This is a genomic window from Nonomuraea sp. NPDC051298 (genome assembly GCF_055586305.1).
The window spans coordinates 67884-84377 of record NZ_JBVJIM010000013.1; the positions used below are offsets into that span (position 1 = coordinate 67884).

16 protein-coding genes and 1 riboswitch are annotated in these 16494 nt (G+C 72.1%); of the genes, 9 read left to right on the forward strand and 7 right to left on the reverse strand.

The genetic code is table 11. The features are described 5' to 3' along the window. Positions 1 to 133 precede the first annotated feature (133 nt). From ACZ6S0_RS31980 to ACZ6S0_RS32005, 6 genes are all read left to right on the forward strand, one after another. Positions 134 to 646, forward strand: coding sequence for an FHA domain-containing protein (locus ACZ6S0_RS31980; RefSeq protein WP_344887944.1), 513 nt, complete (start codon positions 134 to 136; stop codon positions 644 to 646). Positions 647 to 669: 23 nt separating this feature from the next. Further along, entirely contained in the window at positions 670 to 1296 is a 627-nt protein-coding gene (gene ftsR, locus ACZ6S0_RS31985; RefSeq protein ID WP_344887947.1) for a transcriptional regulator FtsR, read from the forward strand. Between the two features lie 132 nt (positions 1297 to 1428). Further along, positions 1429 to 1899: a bifunctional nuclease family protein gene (locus ACZ6S0_RS31990; protein ID WP_090771501.1), complete on the forward strand. Its 471-nt coding sequence runs from the start codon at positions 1429 to 1431 to the stop codon at positions 1897 to 1899. A 147-nt stretch (positions 1900 to 2046) separates the two neighbouring features. Continuing rightward, positions 2047 to 2667, forward strand: a complete 621-nt coding sequence (locus ACZ6S0_RS31995; protein ID WP_465923025.1) for a MerR family transcriptional regulator — start codon at positions 2047 to 2049, stop codon at positions 2665 to 2667. Positions 2668 to 3155: 488 nt separating this feature from the next. Next, a riboswitch (glycine riboswitch) is annotated at positions 3156 to 3254 on the forward strand. Positions 3255 to 3434: 180 nt separating this feature from the next. Next, positions 3435 to 6269, forward strand: a complete 2835-nt coding sequence (gene gcvP, locus ACZ6S0_RS32000) for an aminomethyl-transferring glycine dehydrogenase (protein WP_465923026.1) — start codon at positions 3435 to 3437, stop codon at positions 6267 to 6269. Positions 6270 to 6372: 103 nt separating this feature from the next. Beyond that, positions 6373 to 7197, forward strand: a complete 825-nt coding sequence (locus tag ACZ6S0_RS32005; RefSeq protein WP_465923027.1) for a tetratricopeptide repeat protein — start codon at positions 6373 to 6375, stop codon at positions 7195 to 7197. A gap of 38 nt (positions 7198 to 7235) precedes the next feature. Here the strand turns inward: ACZ6S0_RS32005 and ACZ6S0_RS32010 are convergent, their stop codons facing one another. Continuing rightward, positions 7236 to 7586 (reverse strand): hypothetical protein, encoded by a 351-nt coding sequence (locus tag ACZ6S0_RS32010; protein ID WP_465923028.1) that lies wholly within the window; start codon positions 7584 to 7586, stop codon positions 7236 to 7238. An 82-nt stretch (positions 7587 to 7668) separates the two neighbouring features. Between ACZ6S0_RS32010 and ACZ6S0_RS32015 the strand changes: the two genes are divergently transcribed. Further along, positions 7669 to 8259, forward strand: a complete 591-nt coding sequence (locus tag ACZ6S0_RS32015; protein WP_465923029.1) for an alpha/beta hydrolase family protein — start codon at positions 7669 to 7671, stop codon at positions 8257 to 8259. A gap of 259 nt (positions 8260 to 8518) precedes the next feature. Here ACZ6S0_RS32015 and ACZ6S0_RS32020 read toward each other — a convergent pair whose 3' ends face one another. Together ACZ6S0_RS32020 and ACZ6S0_RS32025 are read right to left on the reverse strand one after the other, a co-directional pair. Next, positions 8519 to 8710, reverse strand: a complete 192-nt coding sequence (locus ACZ6S0_RS32020) for a DUF5999 family protein (RefSeq protein WP_344881233.1) — start codon at positions 8708 to 8710, stop codon at positions 8519 to 8521. Positions 8711 to 8912: 202 nt separating this feature from the next. Continuing rightward, entirely contained in the window at positions 8913 to 9473 is a 561-nt protein-coding gene (locus tag ACZ6S0_RS32025) for a TetR/AcrR family transcriptional regulator C-terminal domain-containing protein (RefSeq protein ID WP_344881230.1), read from the reverse strand. A 136-nt stretch (positions 9474 to 9609) separates the two neighbouring features. Between ACZ6S0_RS32025 and ACZ6S0_RS32030 the strand changes: the two genes are divergently transcribed. Beyond that, complete coding sequence (locus tag ACZ6S0_RS32030) at positions 9610 to 9987, forward strand: hypothetical protein (RefSeq protein WP_465923030.1); 378 nt, start codon at positions 9610 to 9612, stop codon at positions 9985 to 9987. A gap of 363 nt (positions 9988 to 10350) precedes the next feature. On the opposite strand, the gene ACZ6S0_RS32035 is transcribed toward ACZ6S0_RS32030, so the two are convergent. The 3 genes from ACZ6S0_RS32035 to ACZ6S0_RS32045 form a co-directional block, all read right to left on the reverse strand. Beyond that, the gene (locus ACZ6S0_RS32035) at positions 10351 to 11733 is read right to left on the reverse strand and encodes an RNA polymerase sigma factor (protein ID WP_465923031.1); all 1383 of its coding nucleotides are present in this window, start codon (positions 11731 to 11733) and stop codon (positions 10351 to 10353) included. A gap of 179 nt (positions 11734 to 11912) precedes the next feature. Beyond that, on the reverse strand, positions 11913 to 12269 hold the full coding sequence (locus tag ACZ6S0_RS32040; protein WP_465923032.1) for a hypothetical protein: 357 nt from the start codon (positions 12267 to 12269) through the stop codon (positions 11913 to 11915). A 43-nt stretch (positions 12270 to 12312) separates the two neighbouring features. Continuing rightward, positions 12313 to 13464 (reverse strand): AMP-binding protein, encoded by a 1152-nt coding sequence (locus ACZ6S0_RS32045; protein ID WP_465923033.1) that lies wholly within the window; start codon positions 13462 to 13464, stop codon positions 12313 to 12315. Between the two features lie 419 nt (positions 13465 to 13883). Between ACZ6S0_RS32045 and menD the strand changes: the two genes are divergently transcribed. Beyond that, on the forward strand, positions 13884 to 15545 hold the full coding sequence (gene menD, locus ACZ6S0_RS32050) for a 2-succinyl-5-enolpyruvyl-6-hydroxy-3-cyclohexene-1-carboxylic-acid synthase (RefSeq protein WP_465923034.1): 1662 nt from the start codon (positions 13884 to 13886) through the stop codon (positions 15543 to 15545). A gap of 54 nt (positions 15546 to 15599) precedes the next feature. On the opposite strand, the gene ACZ6S0_RS32055 is transcribed toward menD, so the two are convergent. Beyond that, positions 15600 to 16493, reverse strand: coding sequence for a 5'-3' exonuclease (locus ACZ6S0_RS32055; protein WP_465923223.1), 894 nt, complete (start codon positions 16491 to 16493; stop codon positions 15600 to 15602). Position 16494: the final 1 nt, after the last annotated feature.

Sequence of the window (16494 nt, forward strand, 5' to 3'; positions counted from 1 at the left end):
CAGTGCAGCGCCCCGCCTTGACCTTTGCCGCTGATCAGCGTAAGTTGCGGCATTCGCAAACTTGAAAAAGCGAAGCGAGGCGCGCCCCTGAGCACCGTCGCCGCGTCTTCGCGGTAGGAGGCCGAGCCGATCGATGCCGAGCGTCTACTGCACGCAGTGCGGGCACGCCAACCCCGAGGATGCCCGTTTCTGTTCCCGTTGTGGGTCACCGCTGACCAGGCCCGAGGTCTCCGGGGACACCACGTCGACGATCTCCGTCGCGGGAATCGAGGCGTACGAGGCTGAGACAGGCGACATGCTCCTGGCCGAGCGGGCGCTCGTCGAGCAACTGCCGCCGGGCACGGCATTGCTCACCGTGACCAGGGGGCCCAACCAGGGCAGTCGCTTCCGGCTCGACAAAGAGCTGACGACGACCGGGCGGCATCCCGAGAGCGACATCTTCCTCGACGACATCACGGTCTCCCGCCGGCACGTCGAGTTCTACCGCCACCGCGGCGGCCAGTTCTCGGTGCGCGACGTGGGCAGCCTCAACGGCACCTACGTCAACCGGGAGCGGATCGAGGAGGTTCCCCTGCACTCCGGAGACGAGGTGCAGATCGGCAAGTTCCGCCTCCTCTTCCTGATGCGCGGCCACGCCGGCGTATGACTTCCCAGGCGGCACGCTCGTACATGAGCATCGGGGAGGTGCTCGCGCTCCTGCAGGGCGAGTTCCCCGATGTGACGATCTCCAAGATCAGGTTCTTGGAGGGCGAAGGGCTGATCGAGCCCGAGCGCAGCCCCTCCGGTTACCGCAAGTTCACGCACCTGCACGTGGAGCAGCTCCGGTTCATCCTCACCGAGCAGCGTGACCACTACCTGCCGCTGCGGGTGATCAAGGACAAGATGGCGGAGAGCTTCGGCCTGCCGCGCGCCGTGCAGCAGGCCCAGGAGGTCAGGCTCAGCCGGGCCGAGCTGATCGAGGCCGCCGGGATCGACGACGAGACGCTCGGCGAGCTCGAAGACTACGGCCTGCTGGCCCCCGTGGCCAGACGTTACGACGAGGAGGCGCTCAAGGTGGCCCGCACCGTGGGCGCCCTGGCCCGCTTCGGCCTGCACGCCCGCCATCTGCGTGCGGTCAAGGCCGCCGCCGAGCGTGAGGCGGGGCTGGTCGAGCAGGCCGTCGCGCCCATTCTCAAGCGGCGCGCCCCCGGGGCCATCGGCGAGGCCGACGAGGTCGCCAGAGAGCTGTCCACGCTCCTGCTCGACCTGCACGCATCCCTTGTGCGGACGGGCGTCCGATCGGTCCTGGGGCGCTGAGACCGTAGCGGGCTGGGAGGCGAGGGCGCATTCCAGGCCCGCTGGGTGTTACGTTGAAGTGCAGTAGCCAGTCAACAGAAGCGATGATCGAAGAGCTGTGCCGGGTGACCGGTCAGGAATACGGAGCAGCCCGTGTTGCAGATGGAGGTCGTGGGCGTTCGAGTAGAAATGCCCACAAATCAGCCGATCGTCTTGCTCAAGGAGGCACACGGGGAGCGGTTCCTTCCTATATGGATTGGCATGACGGAGGCCACGGCCATCGCCCTGGCCCAGGCTGAGGAGCCGCCGCCGAGACCGCTCACGCACGACCTCTTCCGAGACGTGCTGAGCGCGCTGGGTGTCGGCTTGCGCGCGGTCAACATCGTCGCCCTGCGCGACGGCATCTTCTTCGCCGACCTGGTGTTCTCCAACGGGGTCGAGGTGAGCGCGCGGCCATCCGACTCGATCGCGCTCGCCCTGCGCACCGGGGCGCGTATCTTCGCCAGCGAAGAGGTCGTCCAGGAGGCCGGGGTGATCATCCCCGACGACCAGGAGGACGAGGTGGAGAAGTTCAGGGAGTTCCTTGACACGATCACTCCCGAAGACTTCGGCAGGGCGGGGTAGGTATTTCAGTGCATTTACGCTTCACGACGCGCCGAGCCGGATCGTTGACTGAGCATGGTCACGGTCCTACGGTGCAAGTGAAACCCGTGGTCGCCCTTTACGAACCCCCAGATCAGGCCGCGGGATGAGAGAAAGCCGGAGGTCCGCGTGGCGGTCAGCAGCGGCGAGGGAAAGACGGCCGGCCAGGAAGATCCGGTGCGGCGCGAGAGCGCGCGGCAGCGTGCCGGGGAGCAGGGCCTGCTCTTCGACGAACAGCCGGCGGCACTGCCGGACGACATCGGTTACCGTGGGCCGACGGCCTGTGCGGCGGCCGGCATCACCTACAGGCAGCTCGACTACTGGGCGCGCACGGGCCTGGTGGAGCCCACGATAAGAGCCGCCCACGGCTCCGGCTCCCAGCGGCTCTACAGCTTCCGCGACATCCTGGTGCTCAAGGTCGTCAAGCGGCTGCTCGACACCGGGGTGTCCCTGCAGCAGATCCGTACGGCCGTCCAGCACCTGCGTGACCGCGGGGTCGCCGACCTCGCGCAGATCACGCTCATGAGCGACGGCGTCAGCGTCTACGAGTGCACCTCGGCCGACGAGGTGATCGACCTGCTCCAGGGCGGCCAGGGCGTGTTCGGCATCGCGCTCGGGCGGGTCTGGCGGGAGGTCGAGGGCTCCCTCGCGGAGCTGCCGGGGGAACGCGCGGCGGTCGAGGACACCGTCCCGGCCGACCATCCCGCTGACGAACTCGCCCGCCGCCGCCGCGCCCGGCGCATCGGCTAGCCGCCTCCGACCCTCTTCGACGGCCCCTCCCGCGCCTGGACGGGGCCTCGCGCCCGGGGCGCCGCCGCCCCCATGGACGCCTCCCGCATCGGCGCCGAGCGCCTCACCGGCCTCCATGCCACGTCACATCGCACAGTCCAGCCACACGTGGCACAACCCAGCCACACACGGCAGAACCTGGCCACACACGGCAGAACCTGGCCACACATGGCCCAGCCCGGCCACCGCGCAACTCCCGCCACCCCGGCCGCACCTCCCACTTTGGCCACACCGCCACTCTGGCCGCACCCGCCACACCGCGCTCCCGTGACCTACGGCTCCTGAGTGCCCGCCGAGGCGGGCACCGTCCGTCGCTCCGGAGCGCCTGGCGGGCCTCGTGCCCGCGACCTCCGCCTCACGGCGAAGACTTTGCGACGTGCGGAAGGGGGCGTGCGGTGCGGTGAGCGGCATTCGCGGCTTACCGTAGTAATCTAGGACAGCAAGGCTGACGACCCCGTGCGGGAGAGTCCCCGGGCCCCCAGGGCGCCGGGGCGCCGAAGGAGCAACCCTCCCCGGAATCTCTCAGGCATCTGTACCGCTCGGGCGAGGCAACTCTGGAAAGCAGGCGCGCCCGCCAGGCGTGCCTCACCGACGGTGCAAGCCCTACCGCGGGGTGAAGCTCTCAGGTCGCGGCACCGTGCACATCGCGGGCCCGCGCTGACAGAGGGGGAGACCCGGCACGCCCGCGCCCTGGCGCCGGTCTCCATAAGCCTCGGGAGGCACACCCCATGACCGATCTGTCAGCTCCGCCGTTCTCGTCCAGGCACATCGGGCCGTCGGAGTCCGAGCAGCAGCGCATGCTCGAGGCCGTCGGCTTCGAATCCGTCGCGGACCTGGTGGCGGTGGCCGTGCCCGAGGCCATCAGGGCCAAGGACCGGCTCCGGCTGCCCGCCGCGATCGGCGAGGCCGAGGCCATCACCGAACTGGGCGCGCTGGCCGGGCGCAACCGGGTGCTCACCTCCATGATCGGCCTGGGCTACCACGACACCGTGACGCCCGCCGTCATCCGGCGCAACCTGCTGGAGAACCCGGGCTGGTACACCGCCTACACCCCGTACCAGCCGGAGATCTCGCAGGGCCGCCTCGAGGCGCTGCTGAACTTCCAGACCGTCGTCTCCGACCTGACCGGCCTGCCCGTGGCGGGCGCGTCCCTGCTGGACGAGGGCACGGCCGCGGCCGAGGCCATGACGCTGGCCCGCCGGGCCGGCCGGTCGAAGAGCGACGTGTTCGTGGTGGACGCCGACGCGCTGCCCCAGACCAAGGCCGTGCTCGCCACCAGGGCCGAGCCGCTCGGCATCCGGCTCGTGGAGCACACGCTCGACGGGGACCTGCCCGAGTGCTTCGGCCTGCTCGTGCAGTATCCGGGCGCGTCCGGGCGGCTGCGCGACTTCCGCGCCGTGGCCGCCGCCGCCCATGAGGCCGGGGCGCTCGTCGTGGCCGCCGCCGACCTGCTGTCCCTGACGCTGGTGGCCGCCCCCGGCGAGCTGGGCGCCGACATCGCGATCGGGTCCTCGCAGCGGTTCGGGGTGCCCTTCGGGTATGGCGGGCCGCACGCGGCGTACATGTCCGTACGGGAGGGGCTGCAGCGCCAGCTCCCCGGCCGCCTGGTGGGCGTGTCGGTGGACGCCGACGGCGACCCCGCCTACCGCCTGGCCCTGCAGACCCGCGAGCAGCACATCCGCCGCGAGAAGGCCACCAGCAACATCTGCACCGCGCAGGTCCTGCTGGCCGTCATCGCGAGCATGTACGCCGTCTACCACGGCCCCGACGGCCTGCGCCGCATCGCCCACCGCGTGCACCGCCACGCCACCGCCCTGGCCGAGGGGCTGCGCGGCGCGGGCGTGGAGGTCGTGCACGGCGAGTTCTTCGACACCGTGCTGGCCCGCGTGCCCGGCCGGGCCGCCGAGGTGGTCGCCGCCGCCGTCGAGCGGGGCGTCAACCTGTGGCAGGTGGACGCCGACCACGTCTCCGTCGCCTGCGACGAGAAGACCGGCGCCGCCGAGGTGGCCAAGGTATGGGCCGCCTTCGGGGTGATCGTCGGCGGCGACGTCGACGCCGGGAACGCCCCCGACGCGCTGCCCGCCACGCTGCGGCGCGAGAGCGCGTACCTGACCCACCCGGTCTTCCGCAGCCACCGCTCCGAGACCGCGATGCTGCGCTACCTGCGCAGACTGCAGGACAAGGACATCGCGCTCGACCGTTCGATGATCCCGCTCGGCTCCTGCACGATGAAGCTGAACGCGACCACCGAGATGGAGCCGATCACCTGGCCCGAGTTCGCCGCCATCCACCCGTACGCGCCGGCCGACCAGGCCGAGGGCTACCGCGACCTGATCGGCACGCTGGAGAGCTGGCTGGCCGAGGTGACCGGCTACGACGCCGTCTCCATCCAGCCGAACGCGGGCTCGCAGGGCGAGTTCGCCGGGCTGCTGGCCATCCGCGCCTACCACCGCGCCAACGGCGACGAGGGGCGCGACGTGTGCCTCATCCCGTCCTCCGCCCACGGCACGAACGCCGCCAGCGCCGTCATGGCCGGCATGCGCGTCGTGGTCGTGGCCTGCGACGACGACGGCAACGTGGACCTGGCCGACCTCGACGCCAAGATCGACAAGCACCGTGCCGCGCTGGCCGCGATCATGGTGACGTACCCGTCCACGCACGGCGTGTACGAGGAGAGCATCACCGAGGTGTGCGCCAAGGTGCACGAGGCCGGCGGCCAGGTGTACGTGGACGGCGCCAACCTCAACGCGCTGGTCGGCCTGGCCAGGCCGGGCGACTTCGGGGCCGACGTGTCCCACCTCAACCTGCACAAGACCTTCTGCATCCCGCACGGCGGCGGCGGCCCCGGCGTCGGGCCCGTCGCGGTCCGCGGCCACCTGGCCGCCTACCTGCCCGGCCACCCCCTGCACGACGACGCGCCGGTCGGCCCCGTCTCCGCGGCCCCGTACGGGTCGGCGGGCATCCTGCCGATCTCGTGGGCGTACGTCAGGATGATGGGCGCGGAGGGGCTCAAGGCCGCCACCGAGCAGGCCATCCTCTCGGCGAACTACCTGGCCAGGCGGCTGTCCCCGCACTACCCGGTGCTCTACACCGGCCGCGGCGGCCTGGTCGCGCACGAGTGCATCGTCGACCTGCGCCAGATCACCAAGGAGACCGGCGTCACCGTGGACGACGTGGCCAAGCGGCTCATCGACTACGGCTTCCACGCGCCGACCATGTCCTTCCCCGTGGCAGGGACGCTCATGATCGAGCCGACCGAGAGCGAGGACCTCACCGAGCTGGACCGGTTCGTGGACGCGATGGTCGCCATCCGCGGCGAGATCGCCAAGGTGGCCTCCGGCGCCTACGACAAGGTCGACAACCCGCTGCGCAACGCGCCCCACACGGCCGAGTCGGTCAGCGCCGACGAGTGGCCGCACCCGTACACGCGCGGCGAGGCGGCCTACCCGCTGCCGTCCCTGCGCGACGGGAAGTACTGGGTGCCGGTGCGCCGCATCGACCAGGCCCACGGTGACCGCAACCTGGTGTGCTCCTGCCCGCCGCTGGAGGCGTACGAGGACTGAGGGGACCTGCCGGGGAGACGACCCAGTCCTTCGGCGTCAAGTGAGCAGACATGATCGCCAGAAGTCGTTAGGCTCGGTGCGACCGCCGCCCCTAGGAGCTCCCTTGACGTCCTCAGAGCTGGAGACCCCGCCTCTCGACACCGCCCGCCTCCTGGCCGAACGCGGTGACCTCGACGCCGCCGCCGCCATCCTGGGCCGGCTCGCCGCCGACCCCGACGAGCCCGACCGGGCGCAGGCCGCCGTCGGCCTGGCCGTGGTGCTGGAGCAGCGCGGCGACGTCGAGGCCGCCAGGGCCGCCGCGCGGGCGGCCCTGGCCACCGGCCACCCGGAATACGCCGCCCAGGCCGCCTGCCACCTGGCCCAGGGCTTCGAGCGGGAGGGGCGCGCCGAGCAGGCCAGGGCCGCCTGGCAGGCCGTGCTGGGGGTCGGCACGGCCGCGTACGTGCCGCTGGCCCATCTCGCGCTGGCCCGGCTGGCCATGGAGACGGACGACCCGGCGGCCGGCCACCTCGACGAGGCCGAGAAGGAGCTGCGCTCGGCCGTCCGCGCCGGGCTGGAGGCGGGCGACGACCAGATCGGCGCGCACGCCGCCCAGCAACTGGCCGAGCTGCTGCTGGAGCACGGAGAGCCGGGAGCGGCCGCCGAGGTGCTGCTGGACGCCCTGGAGTTCGCCCCCGGGGACGAGGTGCCCGGTCTGCGCGTCCGGCTCGGCATCGCGCACCTGGAGCTCGCCTGCGCGGAGTTCGCCGAGAGCGTGGAGGCCGGGGCGGATCCGCGGACCGGGGCGCTGGCCATCGAGCTGCTCGCCCGTACGCTGCCGCTGCGGGGGAGGGACGAGGACGCCGGCCGGGTCTGGACGTACGGGCTGGAGCACGAGGACGAGACGCTGGCCGCCGAGGTGCGGCTGCGCTACCACCGCGAGGTCTGACCGGCCCGCAGGCCCTGTCGCGGGGCTCCTAAGGGCTCCTAGGGGCGGCGCATCGTGGCCATGGCGGCCGCGATGTTGACGACCACGATGGCCAGCCACGTCACCAGCAGCCCGGCGGGCCCCGCGCCGTCGGCCGCGATGGCCGTCAGCGGCACGCCGATGGCGAGCGAGCCGAGCACGATCGGGACCATCGGATGGCCGCTCTGCCGCCGCCGTTTGGGAGCGGGGAGGGCGCCGTGCTGGTCCAGCTCGGCCCGGACCCGATGGGTGATCGTGGCGTCGAGGCGCTCGACGAACGAGTCGATGAGCGCGGCTTCGTAGTCAGGACCCAGGTCGCGGCGCGCGTCGAAGGTGGCCTGCAGGTCGTCCCGGAGGCGATTGTCTGGCATGGATCTCATCATCCCCGGTGCGCGCCGCGCCGTCATCCGCCCTGAGAGCCAGGCCCGGGTCCTCCCCAGGTACGGTGCTGCCATGCAGGTGATGACCCCGAGAGGGCCGGCGCTGGTCGAGATCGACGACGTCGCCGACCCGCGGCTGCTGCTGGTCCTGACGCACGGCTCGGCCGGGGGAGTCGACGCTCCCGACCTGCTGGCCGTGCGCGCGGCCGCGCTCGCGGTGGGGGTCGCGGTGGTGAGGGTGACGCAGGCGTTCCGGGTGGCGGGGGCGCGGGCGCCCGGCTCGGCGGCCAGGCAGGACGAGGCGTGGGAGATCGTCCTCGACGAGGTGCGCGCGCTGCGGCCGGGGCCGGCCCTCGTGCAGGGCGGGCGGAGCAACGGGGCCCGGGTGGCCTGCCGTACGGCCAAGGTCGTCGGCGCGGCGGCGGTGGTGGCGCTGGCCTTCCCGCTGCACCCGCCGGGGAAGCCGGAGCGTTCCAGGGCCGACGAGCTGCGCGGGGCCGGGGTCGACGTGCTGGTGGTGAACGGGGATCGCGATCCGTTCGGCGTGCCCGACGCGGCGGACGCGGCGCGGCTGGTGGTGCTGCCGGGGGAGGGGCACGATCTCAAGCGTGACCCCGCCCGGGTGGGCGAGGTCGTCGCGGAGTGGATCGTCCGCTACGCGTAGGCCCGGCGTGCGGCGGCCGGTGCCCAGCGGGTGGCCCGGCGAATGGTCCGGTGAGTGGCCCAGCGGGCGGCCCAGTGAGTGGCCCAGTGAGTGGCCCGGTGGGTGGTGCTGCGGGTGGCGCCCGTGGAGGGCGCTGAGGAGACGCCGGGGCCTGTGGGCGGCGCTGAGGAGGCGCCGCGGCGGCGCTCAGGTCGACGCCGGTGGGCCGGGAGGCCGGGGCCGGAGGCCCGCAGGGCGTCCCGGTAGGGTGTGCCGGCGATCAGGCCGCGCCGACCACGGGCCGGTGCGGGGCGATGACGGTGCCGCTGGGAAGGAGCTCACCGGTGTCATCGAACAGGACGACGCCGTTGCAGAGCAGGCTCCACCCTTGTTCGGGGTGGCAGGCGAGGGTGCGCGCCGCTTCGCGGTCGGGCGCCTCGGCAGCCGGACAGGCCGGGTCGTGCGGGCACATCGGCGTGCCTCCGATATCTCGTGGGATGCTCCCGTTGTGGAGGGGCGGGAGCGTGGCTCGGGTTGTTCTACTGGCAAGTATGCGACGTGTGTCACGCTTTCCGACATAAGTTCGTGAGAACTGTTACAGGAGGGTCCCCGGACGTGTGACCTTCGACACAGCGTGCCTTATGCAGGATAACGGTCCAAGCGCGACACGCGCATCACGTTTGCAATCCCTTGAGCAGAGCGTCGAGTCCGCGCTCGAAGTCCACATCGGCTCTTTCGTCTCGCCTGACCCACTCGTCAACCTCCGGATCGGCCCACCCCGACTGCTGCACCTCGACGGCCACGCTGCCGAACACGAACGCCCGCAGCGCGCGTACGGCGTCGGCGGCGTCGCCCAGCCCTCCGTCGGCGAGCTGCTCCGTCTGCTCCCTGATGGCCAGGGCCGTGGCCCCCTTGGGCGGCTTGGTCAGCGCCAGGGCCAGCACGCCCGGGTGCTCGCGCAGCAGCTCCCTGCCCGCCCGGCACCACGCCCTGGCCGTCTCCTGCCAGGTGGGGCCCTGCTCGACGTGGACGGTGGTGACGTGCTCGGCCAGGGCGTCCATCAGCGCCTCCTTGCCGCGGGGCAGGTGGTGGTAGATGGCCATGGCCTCCACCTGCAGCGCGTCGCCGAGCCGGCGCATGGTGAGCCGCCGCAGGCCCTGGCTGTCGGCGATGTGGAGCGCGGCCTCGATGATGCGCTCGTGGGACAGGGGGACCGGCGGTCTCTTTGCGGGCATGGTGATCATCTTACTATGTAAAGGGCGCCGGGCCCGGGGCGATTTCCGCCCGTGTCGCCGGACGGCGTAACCTTGGCCGTTGAACGAGTGCCGACAGTTTGGAAGGGCCGGGCCGATGGCGTTTTTCCGTCCGCGGGTGAGCCGGGAGGCAGAGGTCCGCTACCACGCGGACCAGGAGATCTCCAAGAGCTTCCCCGAGATGCTCGACAAGGCCAGGCAGGCCGAGCGGACGCTGTGCGACCTGCGGGCCGCCGTCGCCGACGAGATCGAGCTGCTGGGCGCCGGCCGGGCGTTCGACCAGGCGCTGACCGAGGCGCTGCGGGCCGCCGAGGCCGGGCAGCGGGCCACGTTCGGCGTGAAGTCCTATGACGACCGCATCGCCCGCCGCAAGGCGAAGGCCACGCCGGCCGGGTCCATGTGGACGGCCGAGGTCGAGCGGCTGCGCACGATGCGCGAGGACAACCGGATGTGGGGCATCCCGCGCCTTCCCCGTCCCGTCCCGTCCATAGTCTGACCAGCCCGGCTGACCGGCCCGAGTAGTCGGGGCCGCCCTCAGGGGAGCCGCTTTCCGCGGTTCGGCGCCGAACAAGTCGAGGAAGAAGGGGTTACCGCCGACCGGCGATAACCCCTTCTGGCGCGTCTCGCCGCTCGCGGGACGGCGTGCGGATGTACACGGCCGACCACGTGCGGGAGCGGGCGCAGCGACGGGATCACGGATCGCTGATGTCCGGCCGTCGCGGGCGGCCGAAGTCGAGGGCGTCCATGCCGAACGGCGAAAGACGCCCGGCTGGGGCGGCCCGGCCGGGCGTCTCGCTGTGCTTCTCGACGCTGGAGAGCGATCGCGGTGTTGCGACGACCCCTTGAATCCGCCGTACCGCTAGCTCGCCCAGTCGAGCAGCGGGCGGGTGTTGCTCGGGTGGCGCAGCTTGGACAGCGACTCCTTCTCGAGCTGCCTGATCCGCTCCCGGGTCAGCCCGAGGTGCTTGCCGATCTCGTCGAGCGTGTGCGGCTTGCCGTCCACCAGGCCGAAGCGCAGGGCCATGATCTTCGACTCTCGCGGCGAGAGGTTGTCGAGCACGCCCCTGAGCTGGTCGCCCAGGAGCTGGCGGTCGACGATCTCCGACGCCTCGGGGGAGTCGACGTCCTCGATGAGGTCGCCGATCGTGGTCTCGCCGTCCTCGCCGATCGTGGCGTTGAGCGAGATCGGCTGCCGGCTCGTGCGCAGCAGCTCCTCGATCTGGTCGGGCGTCTTGTCGAGCTCGACGGCCAGCTCTTCCGGCGTGGGCTCGCGGCCCAGCCGCTGGTGCATGTCGCGCTCGACCCGCGACAGCTTGGAGAGCATCTCCAGCACGTGCACGGGCAGCCGGATCGTACGGGCCGAGTCGGCGAACCCGCGCTGGATGGCCTGCCTGATCCACCACATCGCGTACGTGGAGAACTTGAAGCCCTTGGTGTAGTCAAACTTCTCCACGGCCCTGATGAGCCCCAGGTTGCCCTCCTGGACGACGTCCAGCAGGGACATGCCGCGATCGGTGTACTTCTTGGCCACCGAGACCACCAGGCGGAGGTTGGCCTCCAGCATGTGGTCCTTGGCCTCCTTGCCGTCCTCGACCACCAGGCGCAGCTCGTCCTGGACGGCGGACGAGAGCCCGGGCTGGGACTCCAGCTTGTACTCGGCGTAGAGCCCGGCCTCGATGCGCCTGGCCAGCTCCACCTCCTGAGCCGCGGTGAGCAGCGTGCGGCGGCCGATGGACTTGAGGTAGGTGTGCACCGAGTCGCCCATGACGGACTGGGTGTCGTCGAGGTCGATCGGCTCGTCCTCGGTGTCGTCGGCGGTGATGGCGAGGTCGTCGGGGACGTCCTCCATGTGCTCCGGCTTGGGCTCGGCCGGCGTGACCGCCCTGGCCGCCTCGCTCGCCACGGCGGACGACGCGGACGACGACACGGACACAGCGGCGGTTTTTGCCTCGCCCGCCTTGCGGCGGGTAGTCTTTGCCCGCGAGTCCTTCTTGGCGGAAGTCTCCTTCTTCGGGGTGTTCTTCTTGGGGGCGGTGGTGCTGAGAGACGGCTTGTTCTCGGCGGCCAGGCTCACGCCGGTCTCCGACAGCTCACGCAGGATAGTGCGGCCTTCAGAGGGGCTGATGCCGGCCCTCGCGAACGCGTCACGCAGCTCCGCCAGAGAAAGGTGACCCTGGGCTCGCCCTCGTTCAATGAGCTGGTCGAGAGTCGCGGGTGGGGTCGCCACGGCGGTTCTGGGCATGAGGACACCTCCTCCGTACGGAGTGGAAGCGATCAGGCAGGTTGTGGTGGGGCGGCTTCGCGTCCGCACGGCGCACCAGTATCAATAACGCCCATCACCGTCATTTGTTCCCGGGTGTCCATGCGAGATAAAAAAGGGGCGGATCCGCCCTACAGAGCTGAACCGCCCCGGGACACGTCCTATTCCCGCACCTCGACATCGCCCGACCCGACCGCGTAGTCGCCGGGCGACACCTCGGGCATCGGCATCGGCTGGGCGTCTTCCATGCGCTGGTCCGTCCAGTAGTCGACGACCGCGTCCGGGTCGGGGTTGATCTCCTTGGAGACCACGAACCCGTCGTCGTCGCCCTGGTCGGGGCCCGGCGTCTGCTGCTGCGGCGACTGGCCGGACGGTGACGCCTTCTCCACCTCTGCTCGGGTCTCCCTCGCGACCTCGTCGAGCTTTCCCGCCGAGGCAGCCGCCGCGACCGAGGCGCCGCCGACGACGATGACGCCGACGACGGCCGCGGATGCCCACATCTTGCGGGTCTGGTTCATGAAGGCTCCCTCCTTCTCCCCACTATGACGCAGCGGCAACTCGTCAGGTTCCTGCCTTCAGCCGGACCAGGTCGGTCTTGCCGTTGGGCAGCAGCGGCAGCCGGGAGACGAGCCGCAGCCCGCGCGGGGCGGCGTAGGAAGGCAGCCTATCGCGGCAGTATGCCCGCAATTGCGGAAGCGTAAGGGGCGTGTCGGGGTCGGCGGGGACGACGACGGCGGTGACCAGTTCGCCCCACTCGGGGTCGGGCACGCCGATCACGGCCGCGTCGGCGATCTCGGGATGGGTGCCCAGGACGCCGGCCACGGCCCCCGCCACCACCTTCTCGCCGCCGGTGATGATCACGTCGTCGGCCCGGCCGAGCACGCGCAGCCGGCCGCCGCTCAGCTCGCCCAGGTCGGAGGTGACGAACCAGTCGCCGTCGAGCGGGGCGGGCGGGTCGTCGAAGCGGTAGCCGCTGAACAGCACCGGGCCCGCGACGCGGATCAGGCCGTCCGCGCCGATCTTGAGCTCCACGTGGTGGAGGGGCCGGCCGTCGTAGACGCAGCCGCCGGACGTCTCGCTCATCCCGTACGTCGTCACGACCCTGGCGCCGAGGTCGCGGGCCTGTTCGACCAGCCCGGGCCGGGGCGCGGCGCCGCCGAGCAGGATCGTACGGAACACCGACAGGTCCGCGCCCAGCTCGACCAGCCGGTGGAGCTGGGTGGGCACCAGGGAGACGTGGTGGGCGCCGGAGGCCAGGACCGCGTGCGGGTCGAAGGCGGGGTGGATGATCGGGTCACTCTCCGAGAGCAGGGCGCGTACCAGGACCTGCAGGCCGGAGACGTGGGAGACGGGCAGGCAGCACAGCCAGCGCTCGCCCTTGGACGCCTCCACGCGGCGCAGCGAGGCCGCGGCCGAGGCGCGCAGGGCGGTGGCTGACAGCAGCACGCCCTTGGGGGCTCCGGTGCTGCCGCTGGTGGCGATCACGACCGCCACGTCGCCGGGGACGCCGACGCCGTCGCTCCGCGGCTCGCCGTCGGCGTGGGTGGGGCGCAGGGCGGCCAGGGCGGTGGCGGCGGAGTGGCCGGGAGACAGCGGGAGCACCGCCGGGCCGTCGCCCGTGAGCGCGTCGCGGATCGCCGTGAACAGCGCGGGGCCCGGAGGCTGCACAATGGCGTGCAGCGGACGGTCCGGATGCGACGGGTTCCTCCACATGCTCGTAAGGTTAATGGCGACAGGTCGGACAGTGGCGCAGGGAGGGTCGTGAGGCGTTCCCCCATGGCTCGCATGGCTCCTGTGGCTCTCGCGCCACCTGCGGCTCGGGTGCCCTTTGTGACTCTGGTGGCATCTGCGGCTCTCGTGACCTTTGCGGCTCGCATGGCTTCTGTGGCATTCGGGGCTCTCGTGTCTTTCGCGGTTTCCGCGTCTCGTGTGACTCCCGCGGGCCGGGCGCTCGCCGCGCACGCGTGGTTCCGGGGGCGGGCCGCAGGGGAAGGGGTGCTGCTGCGCGGCCCGGCGGGGCGGGGCGAGCCGTTCCCGCCTCCCGACCGGCACCCCGTAGTGAATTTTCAGCATTTGTCGGCATTTGAGATTGAATCTCCCCAGTGGCTTCGCCGGATGCAGGAGGCGTCACGTTGAACCCCGCTACCGCGCTGGCCACCGTACTGGTCGACGAGCTGGTGCGCTGCGGCCTGACCGACGTGGTGCTGGCCCCCGGCTCCCGCTCCGCCCCGCTGGCGCTGGCGCTGCACGCCGAGTCGCGGGTGCGCCTGCACGTGCGCATCGACGAGCGTTCCGCGTCGTTCCTGGCGCTGGGGCTGGCCAAGCGGTCCGAGCGGCCGGTCGCGCTGATCTGCTCCTCCGGCACCGCGACCGCCAACTTCCACCCGGCCGTCATCGAGGCCGGCGAGTCGGGGGTGCCGCTGCTGATGCTGACCGCCGACCGCCCGCCCGAGCTGCGCGGCACCGGCGCCAACCAGACGATCGACCAGGTGAAGCTGTACGGCACCGCGATCCGCTGGTTCGCCGAGGTCGGCGTGCCCGAGGAGCGTCCAGGCCAGGTCGCCTACTGGCGTTCGCTGGCCGCCCGCGCCTACCAGCGCGCGGCCGGCGCGGGCAACCCCGGCCCCGTGCACCTCAACCTCGCCTTCAGGGAGCCGCTGATCCCCGACGGCGACGCCACCTGGTGCGAGCCGCTCGACGGCGGCGCCACCGGCCCGTGGGTACGCACCAGGGTGGCGCCCCCGCCGATCGCCCTGCACATCCCGCCCACGAGGCGCGGCGTGCTCGTGGTCGGCGACGGGGCCGCCAACGTGCGCCGCTACGTGGCCGCGGCGGGCATGGCGGGCTGGCCGGTGCTGTCGGAGCCGAACGGCGGCGCCCGCTACGGCGACCACGCCATCTCGACCTACCACCACCTGCTGGGCACGCCGGAGTTCGCCGACGCGCACCGGCCCGACGTGGTGGTCACGCTGGGGCGTCCCGGGCTGTCGCGGCCACTGCTGTCGTGGCTCAGACGGGCCGACGAGCACATCGTGGTGGCCCCCGACCTCGACCGCTGGCCCGACCCGACCCGCTCGGCCACCCAGGTGGCGCAGGCCGTGGAGATCCCGGTCGCCTCGGGCGACGACACCTGGCTGCACGACTGGCGGCAGGCCGACCTGGCGGTGAGAGCCGCGCTGGACGAGGTGCTCGACGTGTCGGGCACCAGCGAGCCGCGCGTGGCCAGAGACCTGGTCGACGCGCTGCCGAACGGGGCGCTGCTGTTCTGCGGGTCGTCCATGCCGATCCGCGACCTCGACCAGGCGATGCGGCCCAGGCGCGGCCTCCGGCTGATGGCCAACCGGGGAGCTTCTGGCATCGACGGGATCGTCTCCACGGCGATGGGGGCGGCGCTGGCGCACAACGGCCCCTCGTACGCGCTGATCGGCGACCTGTCGTTCCTGCACGACCAGAACGGGCTCATCCTCGGGCCCAGGGAGCCGCGGCCCGACCTGTGCCTCGTGGTGGTCAACAACGACGGCGGCGGCATCTTCTCGCTGCTGCCGCAGTCGGCGGTGCGCGACCCGTTCGAGCGGGTCTTCGGGACGCCCCACGGGGTGGACCTGGGCTATCTGGCGGCGGCGACGGCGACGCCGTACACGCTGGTGGGGGACGTCGGCGACCTGCCCAAGGCGCTGCGCGGGGAGGGGCCGCGGGTGGTGGAGGTGCGTACGGACCGGGAGGAGAACGCGCTCGTGCACGCCCGCCTGCGCGACGCCGCCCAGGACGCCGTACGGGCCCTCATGACCGTCTGAGGCCCTCCGCGCCCAGGGCGGCGGGTCGTCAGCCTCGCGAAGCGTCCGGGCGGCTCAGCCCTTCAGCGCGTCCATGAGGCGGTTGAGCGGGCCGTCGAGCCCGTAGCGGTCCGCCAGGGTGACCAGGGCCTCGGGGGCGCGGGGCTTGTCCGGCAGCGTGAGGTCGGCGGCGGGCAGCGGCGCGTCGGGGGCCACCTCCACCACGGCGGGGGCGGCGCGCAGGTAGTCGCGGGCGGCGGCCAGACGGGTGCGCGCCCCGGCGGGGAAGCCCTCGGTGGCGCCCGCGTCGAGGGCGTCGAGCAGCGCCTCCAGAGAGCCGAACCGGGTGATCAGGGCGGCGGCGGTCTTCTCGCCGACCCCGGGCACGCCGGGCAGGCCGTCGCTGGGGTCGCCGCGCAGGGTGGCGAAGTCGGCGTAGGCGCGGCCGGGGATGCCGTACTTGCCGGTGACGAACGCCTCGTCCACGATCTGCAGGTTGCGGATGCCGCGCGCGGTGTACAGGACGCGGACCGGGCGGGAGTCGTCGACGAGCTGGAACAGGTCGCGGTCGCCGGTCACGATGTCGACCGCGCCCCCGGCCCGGTGGGTGAGCGTGCCGATCACGTCGTCGGCCTCGTAGCCGGGCGACTCCAGGCAGGCGATGCCGAGGGCGTCGAGCACCTCGTGGATGACCGCGATCTGCGGGACGAGGGCCTCGGGCACCTCCTCGACGTCGCCGTGCGCGACGCGGTGCGCCTTGTACGTCGGGATCGCCGCGACCCGGAACGCGGGCCGCCAGTCGGCGTCCATCGTGGCCACCAGCTCGTCGGGGGAGTGCCCGCGCACGAGGGTGGCGATCATGTCGATGAGGCCGCGTACCGCGTTGACGGGCGAGCCGTCGGGAGCCTTGATCGACTCGGGCACGCCGTAGAAGGCGCGGAAGTAGAGCGACGGGGTGTCCAGGAGCATC

Coding starts and splice junctions, on each gene's coding strand:
- ACZ6S0_RS31980 (WP_344887944.1), top strand. CDS start 134: ATGCCGAGCGTCTACTGCACGCAGTGCGGGCACGCCAACCCCGAGGAT.
- ftsR (WP_344887947.1), top strand. CDS start 670: ATGAGCATCGGGGAGGTGCTCGCGCTCCTGCAGGGCGAGTTCCCCGAT.
- gcvP (WP_465923026.1), top strand. CDS start 3,435: ATGACCGATCTGTCAGCTCCGCCGTTCTCGTCCAGGCACATCGGGCCG.
- ACZ6S0_RS32010 (WP_465923028.1), bottom strand. CDS start 7,586: ATGCCAGACAATCGCCTCCGGGACGACCTGCAGGCCACCTTCGACGCG.
- ACZ6S0_RS32015 (WP_465923029.1), top strand. CDS start 7,669: ATGCAGGTGATGACCCCGAGAGGGCCGGCGCTGGTCGAGATCGACGAC.
- ACZ6S0_RS32020 (WP_344881233.1), bottom strand. CDS start 8,710: ATGTGCCCGCACGACCCGGCCTGTCCGGCTGCCGAGGCGCCCGACCGC.
- ACZ6S0_RS32025 (WP_344881230.1), bottom strand. CDS start 9,473: ATGCCCGCAAAGAGACCGCCGGTCCCCCTGTCCCACGAGCGCATCATC.
- ACZ6S0_RS32035 (WP_465923031.1), bottom strand. CDS start 11,733: ATGCCCAGAACCGCCGTGGCGACCCCACCCGCGACTCTCGACCAGCTC.
- ACZ6S0_RS32040 (WP_465923032.1), bottom strand. CDS start 12,269: ATGAACCAGACCCGCAAGATGTGGGCATCCGCGGCCGTCGTCGGCGTC.
- ACZ6S0_RS32045 (WP_465923033.1), bottom strand. CDS start 13,464: ATGTGGAGGAACCCGTCGCATCCGGACCGTCCGCTGCACGCCATTGTG.
- ACZ6S0_RS32055 (WP_465923223.1), bottom strand. CDS start 16,493: ATGCTCCTGGACACCCCGTCGCTCTACTTCCGCGCCTTCTACGGCGTG.